14 protein-coding genes are annotated in these 14937 nt (G+C 68.6%); 8 read left to right on the forward strand and 6 right to left on the reverse strand.

From position 1 onward, the window contains the following. The first annotated feature begins 19 nt into the window (after nt 1-19). Both BIU99_RS18655 and BIU99_RS18660 read left to right on the forward strand, forming a co-directional pair. Entirely contained in the window at nt 20-961 is a 942-nt protein-coding gene (locus BIU99_RS18655) for a glycosyltransferase family 2 protein (protein WP_071262508.1), read from the forward strand. Nucleotides 962-964: 3 nt separating this feature from the next. Continuing rightward, nucleotides 965-1882, forward strand: coding sequence for an NAD-dependent epimerase/dehydratase family protein (locus BIU99_RS18660; protein WP_071262509.1), 918 nt, complete (start codon nt 965-967; stop codon nt 1880-1882). A gap of 4 nt (nt 1883-1886) precedes the next feature. Here BIU99_RS18660 and BIU99_RS18665 read toward each other — a convergent pair whose 3' ends face one another. After that, nucleotides 1887-3101: a glycosyltransferase gene (locus BIU99_RS18665; RefSeq protein WP_175484441.1), complete on the reverse strand. Its 1215-nt coding sequence runs from the start codon at nt 3099-3101 to the stop codon at nt 1887-1889. Between the two features lie 93 nt (nt 3102-3194). Between BIU99_RS18665 and BIU99_RS18670 the strand changes: the two genes are divergently transcribed. Continuing rightward, on the forward strand, nt 3195-4148 hold the full coding sequence (locus tag BIU99_RS18670) for a lysylphosphatidylglycerol synthase domain-containing protein (protein ID WP_064295189.1): 954 nt from the start codon (nt 3195-3197) through the stop codon (nt 4146-4148). Nucleotides 4149-4180: 32 nt separating this feature from the next. On the opposite strand, the gene rfbA is transcribed toward BIU99_RS18670, so the two are convergent. The 3 genes from rfbA to BIU99_RS18685 form a co-directional block, all read right to left on the reverse strand. Next, nucleotides 4181-5047: a glucose-1-phosphate thymidylyltransferase RfbA gene (gene rfbA / locus BIU99_RS18675; RefSeq protein ID WP_064295188.1), complete on the reverse strand. Its 867-nt coding sequence runs from the start codon at nt 5045-5047 to the stop codon at nt 4181-4183. Between the two features lie 70 nt (nt 5048-5117). Next, the gene (locus BIU99_RS18680; RefSeq protein WP_071262511.1) at nt 5118-6086 is read right to left on the reverse strand and encodes a class I SAM-dependent methyltransferase; all 969 of its coding nucleotides are present in this window, start codon (nt 6084-6086) and stop codon (nt 5118-5120) included. Nucleotides 6087-6090: 4 nt separating this feature from the next. Beyond that, nucleotides 6091-6696, reverse strand: coding sequence for a dTDP-4-dehydrorhamnose 3,5-epimerase family protein (locus BIU99_RS18685; RefSeq protein ID WP_064295186.1), 606 nt, complete (start codon nt 6694-6696; stop codon nt 6091-6093). 114 nt (nt 6697-6810) lie between these two features. Between BIU99_RS18685 and BIU99_RS18690 the strand changes: the two genes are divergently transcribed. From BIU99_RS18690 to BIU99_RS18700, 3 genes are all read left to right on the forward strand, one after another. Beyond that, nucleotides 6811-7383 carry a GtrA family protein gene (locus tag BIU99_RS18690; RefSeq protein WP_064295185.1) on the forward strand — a complete coding sequence of 191 codons (573 nt, stop codon included), beginning with the start codon at nt 6811-6813 and terminating at the stop codon, nt 7381-7383. Between the two features lie 108 nt (nt 7384-7491). After that, nucleotides 7492-8343, forward strand: a complete 852-nt coding sequence (gene rfbD / locus BIU99_RS18695; RefSeq protein WP_082916026.1) for a dTDP-4-dehydrorhamnose reductase — start codon at nt 7492-7494, stop codon at nt 8341-8343. Continuing rightward, nucleotides 8340-9476: a glycosyltransferase family 1 protein gene (locus BIU99_RS18700; RefSeq protein ID WP_064295183.1), complete on the forward strand. Its 1137-nt coding sequence runs from the start codon at nt 8340-8342 to the stop codon at nt 9474-9476. Before rfbD ends, BIU99_RS18700 begins: the two co-directional genes overlap by 4 nt. A 26-nt stretch (nt 9477-9502) precedes the next feature. On the opposite strand, the gene BIU99_RS18705 is transcribed toward BIU99_RS18700, so the two are convergent. Beyond that, a complete protein-coding gene (locus BIU99_RS18705; RefSeq protein ID WP_064295182.1) occupies nt 9503-10882 on the reverse strand; it encodes an LCP family protein in 1380 nt (459 codons plus the stop codon). Next, nucleotides 10879-11400 (reverse strand): 5-(carboxyamino)imidazole ribonucleotide mutase, encoded by a 522-nt coding sequence (purE, locus tag BIU99_RS18710; RefSeq protein WP_071262565.1) that lies wholly within the window; start codon nt 11398-11400, stop codon nt 10879-10881. The genes BIU99_RS18705 and purE overlap by 4 nt, the downstream gene beginning before the upstream one ends. A gap of 145 nt (nt 11401-11545) precedes the next feature. Here purE and BIU99_RS18715 point away from each other — a divergent pair, with 145 nt between their 5' ends. Beyond that, nucleotides 11546-12649: a VIT1/CCC1 family protein gene (locus tag BIU99_RS18715; RefSeq protein ID WP_071262512.1), complete on the forward strand. Its 1104-nt coding sequence runs from the start codon at nt 11546-11548 to the stop codon at nt 12647-12649. Nucleotides 12650-12780: 131 nt separating this feature from the next. Then, nucleotides 12781-14874 carry an acyltransferase family protein gene (locus BIU99_RS18720; RefSeq protein ID WP_175484442.1) on the forward strand — a complete coding sequence of 698 codons (2094 nt, stop codon included), beginning with the start codon at nt 12781-12783 and terminating at the stop codon, nt 14872-14874. Nucleotides 14875-14937: the final 63 nt, after the last annotated feature.

Here is a 14937-nt window from a genome sequence, read left to right on the forward strand (position 1 = left end):
ACAGTTCCGGAAGTCGCCTATGAAGCTCTTTGTCCAGATCCCGTGCCTGAACGAAGAGGAGACCCTCCCGCTCGTCCTCGAGTCGATTCCGACCTCGATCCCGGGCATCGACGAGATCGAGATCCTCATCATCGACGACGGGTCGACCGACCGCACGATCGAGGTCGCCAAGTCCTACGGCGTGAAGCACTTCGTGAAGCACTCGACGAACATGGGACTGGCCCGGTCGTTCCGCGACGGCGTCGACTACGCCCTGCTCCACGGCGCCGACATCGTGGTGAACACGGACGGCGACAACCAGTACCCGCAGAACCGCATCGGCGACCTGGTCCAGCCCATCCTCGCGGGTGAGGCCGAGATCGTCGTGGCGGACCGGCAGACGGCGCTCATCGAGCACTTCTCCCCGTTCAAGAAGGCGATGCAGCGCTTCGGGAGCTTCATCGTCAACAAGGCGGCGAAGACGACGCTCCCGGATGCGGCCAGCGGGTTCCGCGCGTACTCGAAGTACTCCCTCATCCGGCTCAACGTGGTCACCAAGTTCAGCTACTGCATGGAGACGATCATCCAGGCGGGCAACAAACGCCTGGCGATCACGAGCATCCCGGTCACGACGAATCCGAAGACGCGCGAGTCACGACTGTTCCGATCCATCGGCGAGCACATGTACCAGTCGGGTGTCGCGATCGTGCGGGCCTTCCTGATGTACCGGCCCTATGTCGTGTTCGCCGGGCTCGGACTCCTGCTGCTGCTCGCGGGGCTCACCCCGTTCGTCCGGTACCTCATCCTCACGATCGTCCAGGACGAGGGGAACCACCTCCAGAGCCTGCTCGTCGGGGCGACGCTGCTGATGGGCGCGCTCCTGTCCTTCGCCATCGGTGTGGTCGCCGACCTCACCAGGATCAACCGCACGCTCAACGAGGAGATGCTCGACTACCTCAAGCTGCAGCGGTACGGCGGCTGAGCCATGGTGCGCAGCCTCGTCATCGGCGGCAACGGGTTCCTCGGCGGACCACTCGTGGACGCCCTCGTCGAACGCGGTCATGACGTGACGGTGTTCGACCGGTTCCGATCCCCGCGGAACTTCGACACGCGCGACGCGACGATCCTGGCCGGAGACTTCTTCGACCGCAGCGACCTCGCAGCCGCGGTCCGCGGTCAGGACCTCGTGTTCCACTTCCTCTCCACGACCGCGCCGGCGACCTCTGAGAACGACCCTTCGCTCGATCTCCGCACCAATGTGGGACAGACCGTCGAGCTCCTGGGTCTGTGTGCCGACGCCGAGATCGAACGGTTCTACTTCGCCTCCACCGGTGGCGCGATCTACGGCGATCAGGGTCTCGAACGATACCGGGAGACCGACCCGGCCCTCCCCCGCTCCCCGTACGCCATCGGGAAGCTCACGATCGAGCACTACCTCCGGTACTTCCGTGTCAAACGTGGGCTCGACGCGGTGTCACTCCGCATCTCGAATCCGTACGGGCCCGGTCAGCACCCCGGCCGCCGCCAGGGGCTCATCCCCATCGCGCTCGCGAACATCGCCGCGGGCGACGCCATCGTCCGCTACGGCGACGGCAGCATGGTGCGCGACTACCTCTACATCGACGACGCGATCGAGATGATCGCCCGGATCGTCGACGGTGACCCGGCACACTCGGTCTACAACATCGGGAGTGGCGTCGGACACACGGTCTCGGAGGTCCTGGAGGCCATCGCACGGGTCGTCGGCCGACCGCTGGACGTCGCTCCGCGACCTGTCCCGAGCACGTTCGTCGAGACCGTCGTGCTCGAGACCGCACGCTACCGCTCCGAGTTCGGCGCCCCTCCGACGACCCCCCTGGAGCGCGGCATCGCCTCGACCTGGGAACAGCTCGGACGACGCTGACCGATCAGTCGGACGAACGACGACCGACGGCACCCAGCACGTCGTGCAGCAGCGTGCGGTATCGGGAGCCGATCGCCTCGATCGAGAACTGCTCGGCCTGCGTCGCGGCTGCCGCGCCGAGTCGTTCCCGGAGGTCTGGATCGTCAGCGAGCCGCTGGATCGCTCGGAGCAGGGCAGCAGTATCCCGATCGGGTACGACCAAGCCGGTCGCGTCGTCGAGCACGACCTCGTTCAACCCCGGCAGATCCGTCGCGATGATGGCCCGGCCGGCACGCATCGCCTCGAGCAGAGCGACCGGAAGACCGTCCTGATCGCCGGAGGTGGACGCGACCGAGGGGAAGACGACCACGTCGGCACGGCGGTACGCAGCGAACAGCTCGGTGCGCCCCTGCTGACCGATGAAGACCACGGGTAGGCCGGATGCCTCCGTCTCGAGGGCGGTCCGCAGCGGTCCGTCGCCCACGATCTCGAGCTCCAGCGACCCGGCCGGTGCCCGGCGGACGGCCTCGATGAGGTAGGACAGACCCTTCTTCTCGACGAGTCGCCCGACGAACATCAAGCGGGCGGGCACCACGCCTGGAGCCGGTACGGCCTCGTCCGCCCCTGCCGGCTCCGACGCAGGGACCGGAGGCAGATCGGCACCCATCGGGATGACCTGGACGCTTGCAGGCGCTGCGCCCAACGCGATCACGCGGTCACGCATGTCGGCGTTCATGACGGTCACCGCGCCCGCCCGACGCACGATCCGCGCCTTCAGCGCACGCAGCGGAGCGGCGTTCAGCGCGTACAGGTCGCCGCCGAGGGTCGTCACGAGCTGCGGGACGCGTCGGCCGCCGAGCAGGGCCACGACCCCCTGGGGGATGATCCAATGCACATGGAGGACGTCGGGACGGAACTCACGGAGAACACGTCGGAGCGCAATCAGTTGGGCCAGGAACAGCCCTGGAACCTGCAGCCAGCGAATCGGCTTCGCACGCAGGTTCTCGATGATGGCGCCGTCTGCGAGGTCCTCCCAATGCTTCGGAAAATACGGGTATCGCGTGATGTGCAGGTCACCGTCCTGCTCATCCGATGCGGCCCCTGGCACCCGTGGTACCAGGACCCTGGTGTCGAAGTCGAGGGATTCCTGCAGAGCCAGATCCCTCACGAACGCCGGCACGCCGTCGCCGGCACGGGCGGGGAACGTGGAGGCGAGGACGAGGAGACGGGGACGTGGCACGGGACCTCCGGATCGAGCGGGTGCTCCCATCGACGTGCGGCGATCGCCGCACGCACCGGCTGTGGACGCCGTGGGAGATAATGGGCATCTGCCATGAACAAGCTTACCCAGGTCAAACGGCCCCTCCAGATCGCCTTCGCGGTGGTCGTCATCGGCTTCATCACGTGGACCGTCATCCGCAGCTGGGACGACTTCGTCTCGAGCGTGCTCACGATGCAACCGGTCTGGCTGCTCGGTTCTCTCGTGGCCGGCTTCCTCGGCGTCTTCTTCTCGATGCTCGCCTGGCGGGCCGTCGTCATCGCCTTCGGCTACCGCATCTCGGTGCGGGACGCCTCGCACGTCGTGTTCGTGTCCCAGATCGGCAAGTACCTGCCGGGCGGTGTCTGGCCCATCGTCGCCGGCAGCCAGCTCGGCGCGCGCGCGGGCATCCCGACGGGGGTCACGGCGATCACCCTCACAGCCCAGCTGTTGGTGAGCCTCATCGCCGGCTCAACCGTCGCCGCCGGCACGTTCCTCGCGTTTCCGGCACTGGCCGCTTCCTACGGCTGGCTCGTCGTCCTCGCGATCGCCGTCGGCGTCATCGCCCTCCTGCCACCGGTCCTCACGAGGATCATCGGGTTCGCCTTCCGACTCCTCCGCCGGAAGGACCCTCTACCGCCCATCCGGGCCCTCCCGTTGACCGCAGCCATCGGATGGTCGCTCATCAGCTGGGTGTGCTTCGGCGTCCATCTCTGGACCATCGTCACGTCGCTGGGCACATTCGATCCGGGTCTGCTGCCGCTCGCGACCTCGGGCTACGCCCTGGCCTGGGTCGCGGGGTTCCTCGCGATCATCGCGCCCGCCGGCGCTGGCGTCCGGGAGGCGATCCTCGCCCTCGTGCTCACCAGTGTCGTCCCGGTCGGCTCGGTCCTCGGTATCGTGCTCGTGAGCCGGTTCGGACTCATCGTCATCGACGTCGCCGTGTGCCTGTACGCGCTCGCTGTCGCACGGATCAGGCCCGGCACCCCAGCGGTCGGACGACCTACTGCGGCACCGGGCCCGGAGTGACGATCCGTGCGCTCAGCGCGGGGTGACGAGCGTCATGCCTGCGCGAGCAGGGTCTGCAGGTAACGTCCGTATCCGCTCTTGACCAGAGGAGCGGCGAGGACGGCCAGCTGCTTGTCGTCGATCCACCCGGCGCGCCATGCGATCTCCTCGATGCACCCGACCTTGAACCCCTGACGGTCCTCGATGACCCGGACGTACTCGGATGCCTGCATCATCGACTCGAAGGTGCCGGTGTCGAGCCAGGCGGTGCCGCGATCGAGGACCTGGACCTGCAGCGATCCCTGCTCGAGGTAGCGCTCGTTGACGGTCGAGATCTCGAGCTCGCCGCGAGCGGATGGCTCGATCGTCTTCGCGATCTCGACGACCGAGTTGTCGTAGAAGTACAGACCGGGGACGGCGTAGTTGCTCTTCGGCTTCGCCGGCTTCTCCTCGATCGAGATCGCCGTGAAGTCGTCATCGAACTCGACGACGCCGTAGGCGGTCGGGTCGGCGACCTGATAGGCGAAGATCAGCGCACCGTCGATGCTGTTGTGATTGCGGAGGGCTGAGCCGAGTCCCGTGCCGTGGAAGATGTTGTCGCCGAGGACGAGCGCGACGCTCTCGTCGCCGATGAACTCCTCACCGATGATGAACGCCTGGGCGAGGCCGTCGGGCGAGGGCTGGACCGCGTACTCGATGCGGATGCCGAGCTCGGCCCCGGTCCCGAGGAGCGCGCGGAACTGCTCGTTGTACTCCGGCGTGGTGATGATGAGGATCTCGTCGATCCCGGCCATCATCAGCGTCGACAGGGGGTAGTAGATCATCGGTTTGTCGTAGATGGGCATCAACTGCTTCGAGATGCCCTTGGTGATCGGCCACAGTCGCGTGCCGGATCCTCCGGCCAGAATGATTCCTCGCATAACTCATGCAGTCTAGTCGGAGTTCGCCACGGCGATCCGACGCCGCCGAGACGGTCGTGGTCGGCGCGATTCAGTCCGCGCGACGCCTCACCACTCCGCTGACCTTTCGCACGGGAGCCGTGAGCTTCCAGCTGGTACTTGTTCGCACCGCTTCGAGCTGCTGGCGGAGGCCGAGGTTTTCGGCTTCAGCGGCCGCGACGAGCTGTTCGGCATGCTCGAGTTCGGCCCCTCGTTCCTCGAGGGCAGCCCCTCGTTCCTCGAGAGCCACCCGCACAGCGGCATCGTCGTCCCGCCCCGCGACGATGGCGGACAAGTCCGCACCGAGCCGCGCGTAGGCGTCGCGGACGCGTTCAGGTTCCCGAGCCGCGACCTCGAAGAACCGGACCATCGTCTCGGGCAGCTCGGAACCGACGCCCAGGACACCGAGGCCGTGATTGTGCTCGAAGGTGAACGAGGGGTGGCGGGTCTTGATCTCGTCCCAGAACCGCCAGACGCCGAACCCCTCCTGGTGCTCCGCGATGTCGTGGAAGAGGACCACGGCGCGCTCGGAGAGCTTGGGCCGCCAGGACTCGTAGTCGTGCAGGACGTCCTCGTAGCCGTGACGCCCGTCGATGTGGAGGAGGTCGATGGTGCCGTCGGCGAACTGGTCGACGGAGTCGTCGAAGTACCCTCGCAGCAGGGTCGATGAGGATCCGAACTCCCGGTCGTTCACGCCCGTGACGTACTCGTAGACCTCTTCACCGTAAGCACCCGCGTGGTCGTCGCCCTGCCAGGTGTCGAGCGCGAAGGATTTCGTCTCCAAGCCGAGGCGACGGAACGCCTCGCAGAAGGTGAAGTAGGAGTAACCGTAGTGCGTGCCGAGTTCGGCGAAGACACGTGGTCGGACGGCATCGGCGATCCAGAAGGCGAATGGCGCGTGCTCGACCCACGCCGAGAGCGGGAAGAACCTCGGCTGCCAGAAGGCCGTGGGACCGAGCCAGTCGGGCTCGATCACCACGGGTGCCGAGCCGACGAGCGACCGGTTGGCGGGCTCGCTCATGCGATCAGCTCGACCGGAGCGACGCGTAAAATGCGCGGGCGTCGTCCCACGTCGGCAGCAGGCCGGCCGCTGCCGCCTCCGACAGGCCGGGAGCCTCGGTGTCCTTCGGCGACAGGAGCGGTGTTCCTGCCGCGTCCGGGATGACGAGTCCGATCTCCGGGTCGAGCGGGTTGATGCCATGCTCGCGGTCAGGACGGTACACGTCGGTGACGAGGTAGCTGACGGTCGCATCGTCGGTCAGCGCCACGAAGCAGTGCCCGAGCCCCTCGGAGATGAAGATCGCCTTGCGGTCGGTGTCGTCGAGCAGCACCGAGTCGACCTGGCCGAACGTCGGCGAACCGACGCGGATGTCGATGACGTAGTCGAGGACCGCGCCACGCGTCGCCGTGACGTACTTCGCCTGCCCGATCGGGATGTCGGCGAAGTGGATGCCACGGACGGAGCCGCGCTTGGACACGGACGTGTTCGACTGGGCGAGCTTGATCGAGCGACCGCTCGCCTCCTCGAGCTTGTCGAAGCGGTACCACTCCAGGAAGACACCTCGGTCGTCGCCGAACTGCTTCGGCGTGATCTCGTAGCTGTCTGGGACGTTCAGTTCTCGGATCTGCACCCGGCGATCCTACCAATCCGTCGACTGCCGCGGCACTCTGTGACAACGCTCACAGCGCACGGAGCGGCGTCCCCTGTGATACTCGAACGATCGGTTTCGTCGTTTGGGAGCAACATGGAGCGCCTCAAGAGGCTCGCAGAGCGCGTCTGGTTCGGCATCGCGCAGTACGCGCTCAAGTTCGGCGTCGTCGGGCTCATCGGGTTCGGCATCGACATCGCCCTGTTCAACCTGCTGCGGCTCGGCGTGTTCGGACACGATCACGCCCTGCAGTCGCCCATCGGGGCGAAGGCCGTCAGCGTCTCGGTCGCCATCGTCTTCAACTGGATCGGCAATCGCTACTGGACGTTCCGTGAGCACCGTCGCAAGAACTTCGTCCTCGAGCTCGTCGAGTACGTGGTCGTGTCGCTCGGCGGCATGGGGATCGCGCTCCTCTGCCTCTACATCAGCCACTACGTTCTCGGGTACGACACCCTCCTCGCCGACAACATCGCGAGCAACGTCATCGGGCTGGGCCTCGGCACGCTGTTCCGGTTCGCCTTGTACCGCTACTGGGTCTACGGGCACCATCGTAAGGACGGTCTCGCATCGGCAGCCCGCGTCGAGGAAGCACAGCGGACGATCTTCGAAGAACCCCCATCGCGGACCGGCACGGTCAGGGAGCCGACAGACCGCCCTTCCCTCGGCTGAGGCGGACACCGGTTCCGCGGCGGCTCGGGGTGTCCGGTCCCGACCGTCCAGACCTCCCGAAGCCCCACACGTTACGATGACTTCGCCCCATCGGAGAGGAACCACACCTTGTCTTATCTCATCACCGGAGCCTCCGGCATGCTCGGCCATGACCTGCAGGAGGCCCTCGTGGGCCGTCCGGTCACCGCCCTCGGCCGCGCCGAGCTCGACGTGACGGATCTCGAGGCCGTCCGCGCCGCCGTCGCCGGCCACTCGGCGGTCATCAACGCTGCCGCATACACGAAGGTGGACGACGCCGAATCGAACGAGGCCGACGCGGCCGCGGTGAACGCCGTCGGAGCCCGCAACCTCGCGGTGGCCGCTCGTGAGGCCGGTGCGAAGTTGGTCCAGGTGTCCACCGACTACGTCTTCGACGGCTCCGCCACCTCGCCGTACCAGGAGGACCACCCGCTCGCTCCGATCAGCGCCTACGGCCGGACGAAGGCCGACGGTGAGCGTGCCGTCCTCGCGGAACACCCGGACGGGTCGTACATCGTCCGTACGGCCTGGCTGTACGGGAAGAACGGACCGAACTTCGCCGCGACGATGGCGAAGCTGGCGGCGAACGGCGTCGATCCGGGCGTCGTGACCGACCAGCTGGGACAGCCGACCTGGACGGCGGACCTGGCTGCGCAGATCGTCGCGCTGCTCGATGCTGACGCGCCGGCTGGGGTGTACCACGGCACGAACGGTGGGCAGGCCTCCTGGTACGAGTTCGCACAGGCCGTCTTCGCGGCGGTCGGCGCGGACCCTGCCCGGGTCTCCCCCACCGACAGCTCCGCCTTCGTCCGTCCTGCGCCGCGCCCCGCCTACTCGGTGCTGGGCCACGACGCCTGGGCCGTCGCAGGTCTGGCGCCGATGCGCGACTGGCGCGAGGCCTTCGAAGCAGCGACGCAGCACGGCGTCGTGACGGCACCGTGACGACACTCCGGGTCGTCGTCGACCAGATCGTCGCTCCGGTGGCAGGTGGTGTCGGCCGGTACTCCGAGGAACTCACCCGCGAGATCATCGCGAGCGCACCTCCCGGCTGCGACGTCGAAGGCATCGTGTCCGCGGTGTCGAAGGAGAAGGTCGACCTCCTCGAATCGAAGCTGCCGGGCCTCGCAGCCCTGCACCGCACGACGCTGCCTCGGCGTGAACTCAGCGCCGCCTGGCAGCTCGGTATCGTCACGCCCGGCGCCGGCACCGGCATGGTGCACGCGCCGGGTCTCCTCGCTCCGCTCAGCAGGCACGACCGCATCAACGACGGCAATCAGATCGTCGTCACCATCCATGACACGCTCGCCTGGTCACACCCGTCCTCGCTGACACCGTTGTCGGTCAGCTGGCAGAAGGCCATGGTGAAACGCGCCCGAAAACACGCAGACGCCATCGTCGTCCCGACCCACGCCGTGGCAGACGAACTGCGTCAGATCATCGACCTCGGCGACCGGGTCCGCGTCATCGGAGGCGCCGCCGCATCCACCCTCGCCCTCCCCACGGATGCCGACGGCCGAGCACGGACGCTCGACCTCCCCTCCGAGTACCTCGTCTCGGTCGGCTCGCTCGACCCGCGTCGCGGTATCACCGAACTCATCACCGGGCTCGGTCGTCCGGGAGCGCCTGACCTGCCGCTGCTCATCGTCGGTACCGACAGTTGGGGAGACGTCACGCTCGCGCAGGTCGCCGACGAGGCCGGTCTTCCGGAGGGCCGCGTGCGAGCACTCGGATTCCTCGACGACGCCGACCTGGCCGTCGTCCTCGACCGTGCCACCGCACTCGTATACCCGAGTCTGGCCGAGGGTTTCGGCCTCCCGCTCGTCGAGGCCTTCCGCTTCGGCACGCCCGTCATCCACTCCGACGTGCCCGCGCTCGTCGAGGTCGGCGGCGGAGCCGGTGTCGTCGTCGAGTCCGGTGCGAAGGGCTACGCGGACCGTCTCATCGCCACCATCAACGACGTCGTCGGTGACACCGAACGACTCGCTCGACTGCGGATCCTCGGCATGGACCGCGAGCAGGCGTTCAGCTGGCGCGACTCCGCAGAGCGCGTCTGGCAGTTGCACGCCGAGATCTGACCGGTCCCGGTGGGCCGGTCGCGGGGTCAACCCGCGTCGGTCGGATCCGCGGTCGGTGTCGGCGGCCAGAGCGTGTCCTGGACGGTCTGCTTGATGAGCCCGTAGTCAGGTTCGGTGGGGTCGATGAGCGGCGGCACGAACTCCACGCTCGCGAGACCTGCGGCCTTCGTCTTCCCGGCGAGGTTCACGAAGTACCCGAGCATCGACTGCGGGACATCCGTCTTCACGACGTCCGGGCTCGCCGCGGCGATCTCCTGGAAGCGCAACAGAACGTTCGTCGGGTTGAACTGCTTGAGCATCGCGTCCTGGAGTTCGCGCTGGCGCGCGATCCGGTCGTAGTCGCTCGTCGAGTGCCTGGAGCGTGCGTACATGAGTGCCGTCCGACCGTCCATGACCTGCTTACCGGGCTCGATCCACTCGGTGACGTCGTTGAGGTCCTCATCGCCGTCCATCGGGAGCCGCTGCGTCGGCGTCATGGTGATGCCGCCGAGCGCGTCGATGAGCGTCGCGAAGCCCTGCATGTCCACGAGCACGTAGTACTGGATCTTCAGACCGGTCGCGCCCTCGGCCGCCTGCTTCATGGCCTCGATGCCCGGCTCACTTCCTGCGGCCTCGGCCTTCGGGAACAGCTCGGGGTTCTTGAGCTGGATCTCGGTATAGATGGAGTTCAGCTGGCAGACGTCGACGTCGCAGTCGTCCTCGTAGCCGTAGCCGTTCGGATACAGCGAGGCCATCTCGGAGCCCTCCGGGAACGGGACGGGGTCGAGGTCGCGCGGGAGCCCGAATGCGGTCGCTTTGCCCGTTTCGGCGTTGACGGCGACGACCGAGGTGCTGTCGGGTCGCAGTCCCTCGCGGTCGGCGCCGGCGTCACCCCCGAGGAGGAGGAAGGTGTAGTACCCGTCGACCGGTTCGACCGGTGCGGTCTGGGCGAAGATCGAGCCGATCGTGCCACGTGCGGAGCCCGCCACGACAGCACCATAGCCCGCTGTCCCGGCGACCGCGACGAGTGCCAACGTGGCGAAGAGCGCGACGCCGAGCCGCGCGTTCGGAGAGGCCCGCACGAGGCGGACGAGGCGCAGCGTGTCGAGGGTGAGGACGACCCACAGGACGGCGTAGAGAGCGAGGAGCACCTGCACGGCGGTCAGGGTGAACCAGTTCGTCGCGATGGTGATGACCGGGGCGGGCCAGAGCAGGTAGGCGACGACGGCCACGATCGCCACCACCCAGAGGGACAGGGTGCAGAAGAGTCCGAACCGCCCGAGCTTCCGGTTGCCGGCGAGCACCTGAGCGGAGCCGGGGATCAGGAGGTTGAGGACGACGAGCCACCAGGCACGCTTGGTCATCACCTCGCGTGAACGGGTGTCGGGATACCGCATCGGCTTCGCGGCGGTGGCTGCACTCGTCATAGCTGCGCTTTGAGGTTCCGGTTCTTCTCCTCGACGGAGGCGGCGAGGTCCTCGACATAGGCGACGAGCGCCTGGTGCAGGGCGTCGTCGGCCGTGGCGAGGATCTTGACGGCGATCAGCGCCGCGTTCTTCGCGCCGCCGATCGACACGGTCGCGACCGGCACGCCCGCGGGCATCTGCACGATCGACAGCAGTGAGTCGAGACCGTCGAGGCGTGACAGTGGGACCGGGACGCCGACCACCGGGAGGGTGGTGACGGAGGCGAGCATCCCGGGCAGGTGGGCTGCACCACCGGCACCGGCGATGACCACCTTCACCCCGCGACCGTGGGCGGCTTTGCCGTAGGCGATCATCTTCTCGGGCGTGCGGTGGGCCGACAGCACCTCGACCTCGAACGGCACGCCGAAGTCGCGGAGCACCTGCGCCGCATCGCTCATGACGTTCCAGTCGGAGTCCGAGCCCATCACGACGCCGACGAGCGGCGGGGCGTCAGGGGACGGGGCGGAGTTCTCGGGCATGAGCACCATCGTAGATCGCAGTGTCTGAAGATCGGCTCAGGACGCACCGCAGCTGCTGGACAAGCCCTCGCCCGGCGACCCCAGTCCGGGGACGGCTCCGTGGCGCGCTGCGCACCGGTCGACGGGCGTCTGGGACAATCGGCGGATGAGCGAGTCGACCACGAACGGATCCGCGTCCCGCCAGGAACCGCCCAGCCAGCGCGAGCTGCGGCGCTGGCGCGGGTACCTCGCCGACGAACGCGCCGAGGCCGCCGTCTACCGGGATCTCGCTGGCCGGCGGAGCGGTGAGGAGCGCGACATCCTGCTCGCGCTCGCCGAGGCCGAGAAACGCCACGAGTCGCACTGGATCGCCCTGCTCGGCGACGACGCCGGCAAGCCGCAACGCGGTGACCTGCGGACCCGACTGCTGGGCTGGCTCGCGAGGCGGTTCGGATCCGTCTTCGTCCTGGCGCTCGTCCAGCGAGCCGAGTCGCGCTCGCCCTATGCGACCGAACGGGCGGCCACCGAGCGGATGGCCGCCGACGAGCAGATCCACGAGGAGGTCGTCCGGGGCCTGGCCGCCCGTGGACGCAACCGCCTGTCCGGAACCTTCCGGGCGGCCGTGTTCGGAGCGAACGACGGACTCGTCTCGAACCTCGCGCTCGTCATCGGCATGAGCGCCACCGGGGTCGGCAACGGCGTCGTCCTCGCCGCCGGGCTCGCGGGCCTCCTGGCGGGTGCGCTGTCGATGGGAGCCGGTGAGTACGTCTCGGTCCGGTCGCAGCGCGAGCTGCTCGAGGCGTCCAGCCCCAACCCGGCGGCCGACGACGCCCTCCCCCACCTCGACGTCGACGCGAACGAACTCGCGCTCGTCTACCGGGCCCGTGGCATGGAGGTCGGCGAGGCCGAGGCACACGCCGCGGACGTCCTGGCCCGCGTCGGTGCAGGGACCTACGAGCGCGAGGCCCGTGCGGCGATGGAGCACGAGGCCATCGGGACCGGGCTCGGAGCCGCGCTCTCGAGCTTCTGCTTCTTCGCATCGGGCGCCGTCATCCCGGTCCTGCCCTACCTGTTCGGGCTGCAGGGTGTCGCTGCGCTGCTCGTCGCCGCACTCCTGGTCGGGGTGGCCCTGCTCGGAACCGGCGCCGTCGTCGGGCTCCTCTCCGGCGGTCCACCGCTCCGCCGGGCACTGCGACAACTCGCGATCGGATACGGGGCGGCCGCGGCGACCTACGTGCTCGGCCTGCTCTTCGGCGCGAACGTCGGCTGACCCGATCGTCGGCCGTCCGCCGTCGACACCCGAAGCCGAAGCAAACCGGTCATCTGCCGTCCACGAGTGCGTCACCGGCGTTCCCTACGCTGAGTCCGCCGTCCGTCGACCCGGACGGCGGAGGAGACCGCGTGAGGCAGGTGCAGGAGCGGACCGGCGCGTCTCCCCTCCTCGGAGCGGTTCCGCGCACACAACCCGACATTCAGCTGCTCCGCGCGATCGCCGTCCTGTCCGTCGTGGTCTTCCACCTGTCGTCGAGCCTCCTGCCCGGTGGGTACGTCGGCGTCGACGTGTTCTTCGTCGTCAGCGGCTATCTGATCACGAGCCACCTCGCACGCCAGGCCACCGAGACGGGCCGCATCGACCTCCCGGCGTTCTGGGCCCGCCGCATCCGGCGACTCCTGCCGGCCGCGCTGCTCGTCCTCGCCGTCACCGCGATCCTCGTCTGGCGGTTCGCTCCGCCGAGCGCCTGGACGCAGTTCTTCACCGAGACCGTGGCGGCCGGGACCTCCTGGGAGAACTGGTTCCTGGCCGGGAGCTCCGTCGACTACCTCGCGCAGGGCAGCGCCGCGTCACCGGTCCAGCACTTCTGGTCGCTGTCCGTCGAAGAGCAGTTCTACCTCGCCTGGCCACTCGTCGTCGTGCTGTGCGTGTGGCTCACCCGGCGGCGAGCGTCGGACCTCCGCCGCACCCTCGGTGTGGCGCTCGGGATCATCGGTGCCGCCTCACTCCTGTGCTCGATCCTGTACACGGCGGCGGATCCGGCGCCGGCGTACTTCGCCACACCGACACGTGCCTGGGAATTCGCGGCCGGAGGGCTGCTCGCGCTCCTCGGGCCGGTCGTGGTCGTGCACCGCACCCGGTGGCGGACGGCCTCCGGCGTCCTCGGCGTCGTCCTCCTGGCGGTCGCCCTGGTCGCCTTCACCGAGCGGACGGCGTTCCCCGGGATCGCCGCCGCCCTCCCGGTGCTCGGGACGCTCCTCGTCATCGTCGGTGGATCGTCGACCCACCGGTGGTCCGTGACGACCATTGCGCGCACACGTGCGTCGCTCCTGCTCGGCGATCTCTCCTATTCGCTGTACCTGTGGCACTGGCCGCTCATCGTGGTCGCGCCGTGGGTGCTCGGCGTGCCCGTCGCGCTCGGCGATCCGCTCGGTTGGGCGGTCGCGGCCGCTCTCCTGGTCGTCGCCGTGGTCCTCGCCGCGCTGACGAAACGGTTCGTCGAGGACCCTGTCCGACGAACCCCCGTCCTCGCGCACGCCCGCTCCGCACGAACCGTCCTGCTGGCGGGCGTGGCGACCGCACTCGTGCTCTGCATCCCGACGGCGGGGTTGCTGACCGTCGCCGCCGAGGAACGCACCCTCGCGAGCACCGTGGACACCTACGTCACGGATGGCGAGCCGTGTTTCGGTGCCGATGCGGCCGTGTCGGACTGCACCAATCCGGCGTTCGCGGATGAACTCCTGCCGCCGCTGTCGGTCCGGACCGAGGACACCGGCGACACCTTCCGGTGTTCCGCGGCGGCCGATGCGCCGGACTTCCCCGGCTGCACCTTCGGTTCCGAGCGCCCGGACGCCACACGGGTCGCGCTCACCGGGAACTCCCACGCCACGATGCTCATCCCCGGTCTCGTCGATCAGCTCGAGGCACGGAACTGGCGGCTCGACGTGTACGTCGGCAAAGGCTGCGAGTGGCGGGAGCCGGGACCGGACGACTCGGCGGCCTGTGTCGCCCGGCGGACCCTCATGCAGCGGGCGTTCACGGGTGGGCGGCCGTACGACATCATCCTGGTGACCTCCAAGAGTCCGGACGAGACCTCGGTGGCCGAGCAGGCCGCGATCCGGGGCGCGACGCTCGCAGCTTGGGGACCGGTGCTCGAGCAGGGGACGTCGATCGTCGTGCTGCGGGACAATCCCCGTGTACCGACCGAAGCGGCGGCGTGCGTCGACCGCACGAGCGCGGCCGAGCTCATCGCGGGGGCGTGCGCCTTCCCCGTGGCCGAGGCGTACCCGACGTTCGACCTGAACACCGCCACGGCGGCGATGACCGACGGTGCCGTGCCGGTCGTGGATCTCGGCGAGCTGTACTGCGCCGCCGGGACCTGTCCGCTCGCCGTCGGGAACGTGCTCGTCTATCGCGATCTGCACCACATCACGGCCACCTGGTCGCGGACCCTGGGCCCGTTCCTCGTCGACCGGATCCGAGCCGCCACCTCCCGAGGGTGACCAGCCCCTGACCTGGTGGAGTGCCAGCGCGGTGCGCTGACGCGAGGGTGTCGAACCCGGCGT

The organism is Plantibacter sp. MMLR14_011, assembly GCF_001865025.1.
Taxonomy (GTDB): Bacteria; Actinomycetota; Actinomycetes; order Actinomycetales; family Microbacteriaceae; genus Plantibacter; species Plantibacter flavus_A.

Bases quoted from the DNA above. Each gene is read 5' to 3' on its own strand.
- BIU99_RS18660 (WP_071262509.1), top strand. From the start codon at position 965: ATGGTGCGCAGCCTCGTCATCGGCGGCAACGGGTTCCTCGGCGGACCA.
- purE (WP_071262565.1), bottom strand. From the start codon at position 11,400: ATGCCCGAGAACTCCGCCCCGTCCCCTGACGCCCCGCCGCTCGTCGGC.
- BIU99_RS18670 (WP_064295189.1), top strand. From the start codon at position 3,195: ATGAACAAGCTTACCCAGGTCAAACGGCCCCTCCAGATCGCCTTCGCG.
- BIU99_RS18715 (WP_071262512.1), top strand. From the start codon at position 11,546: ATGAGCGAGTCGACCACGAACGGATCCGCGTCCCGCCAGGAACCGCCC.
- rfbA (WP_064295188.1), bottom strand. From the start codon at position 5,047: ATGCGAGGAATCATTCTGGCCGGAGGATCCGGCACGCGACTGTGGCCG.
- BIU99_RS18680 (WP_071262511.1), bottom strand. From the start codon at position 6,086: ATGAGCGAGCCCGCCAACCGGTCGCTCGTCGGCTCGGCACCCGTGGTG.
- BIU99_RS18705 (WP_064295182.1), bottom strand. From the start codon at position 10,882: ATGACGAGTGCAGCCACCGCCGCGAAGCCGATGCGGTATCCCGACACC.
- BIU99_RS18655 (WP_071262508.1), top strand. From the start codon at position 20: ATGAAGCTCTTTGTCCAGATCCCGTGCCTGAACGAAGAGGAGACCCTC.
- BIU99_RS18690 (WP_064295185.1), top strand. From the start codon at position 6,811: ATGGAGCGCCTCAAGAGGCTCGCAGAGCGCGTCTGGTTCGGCATCGCG.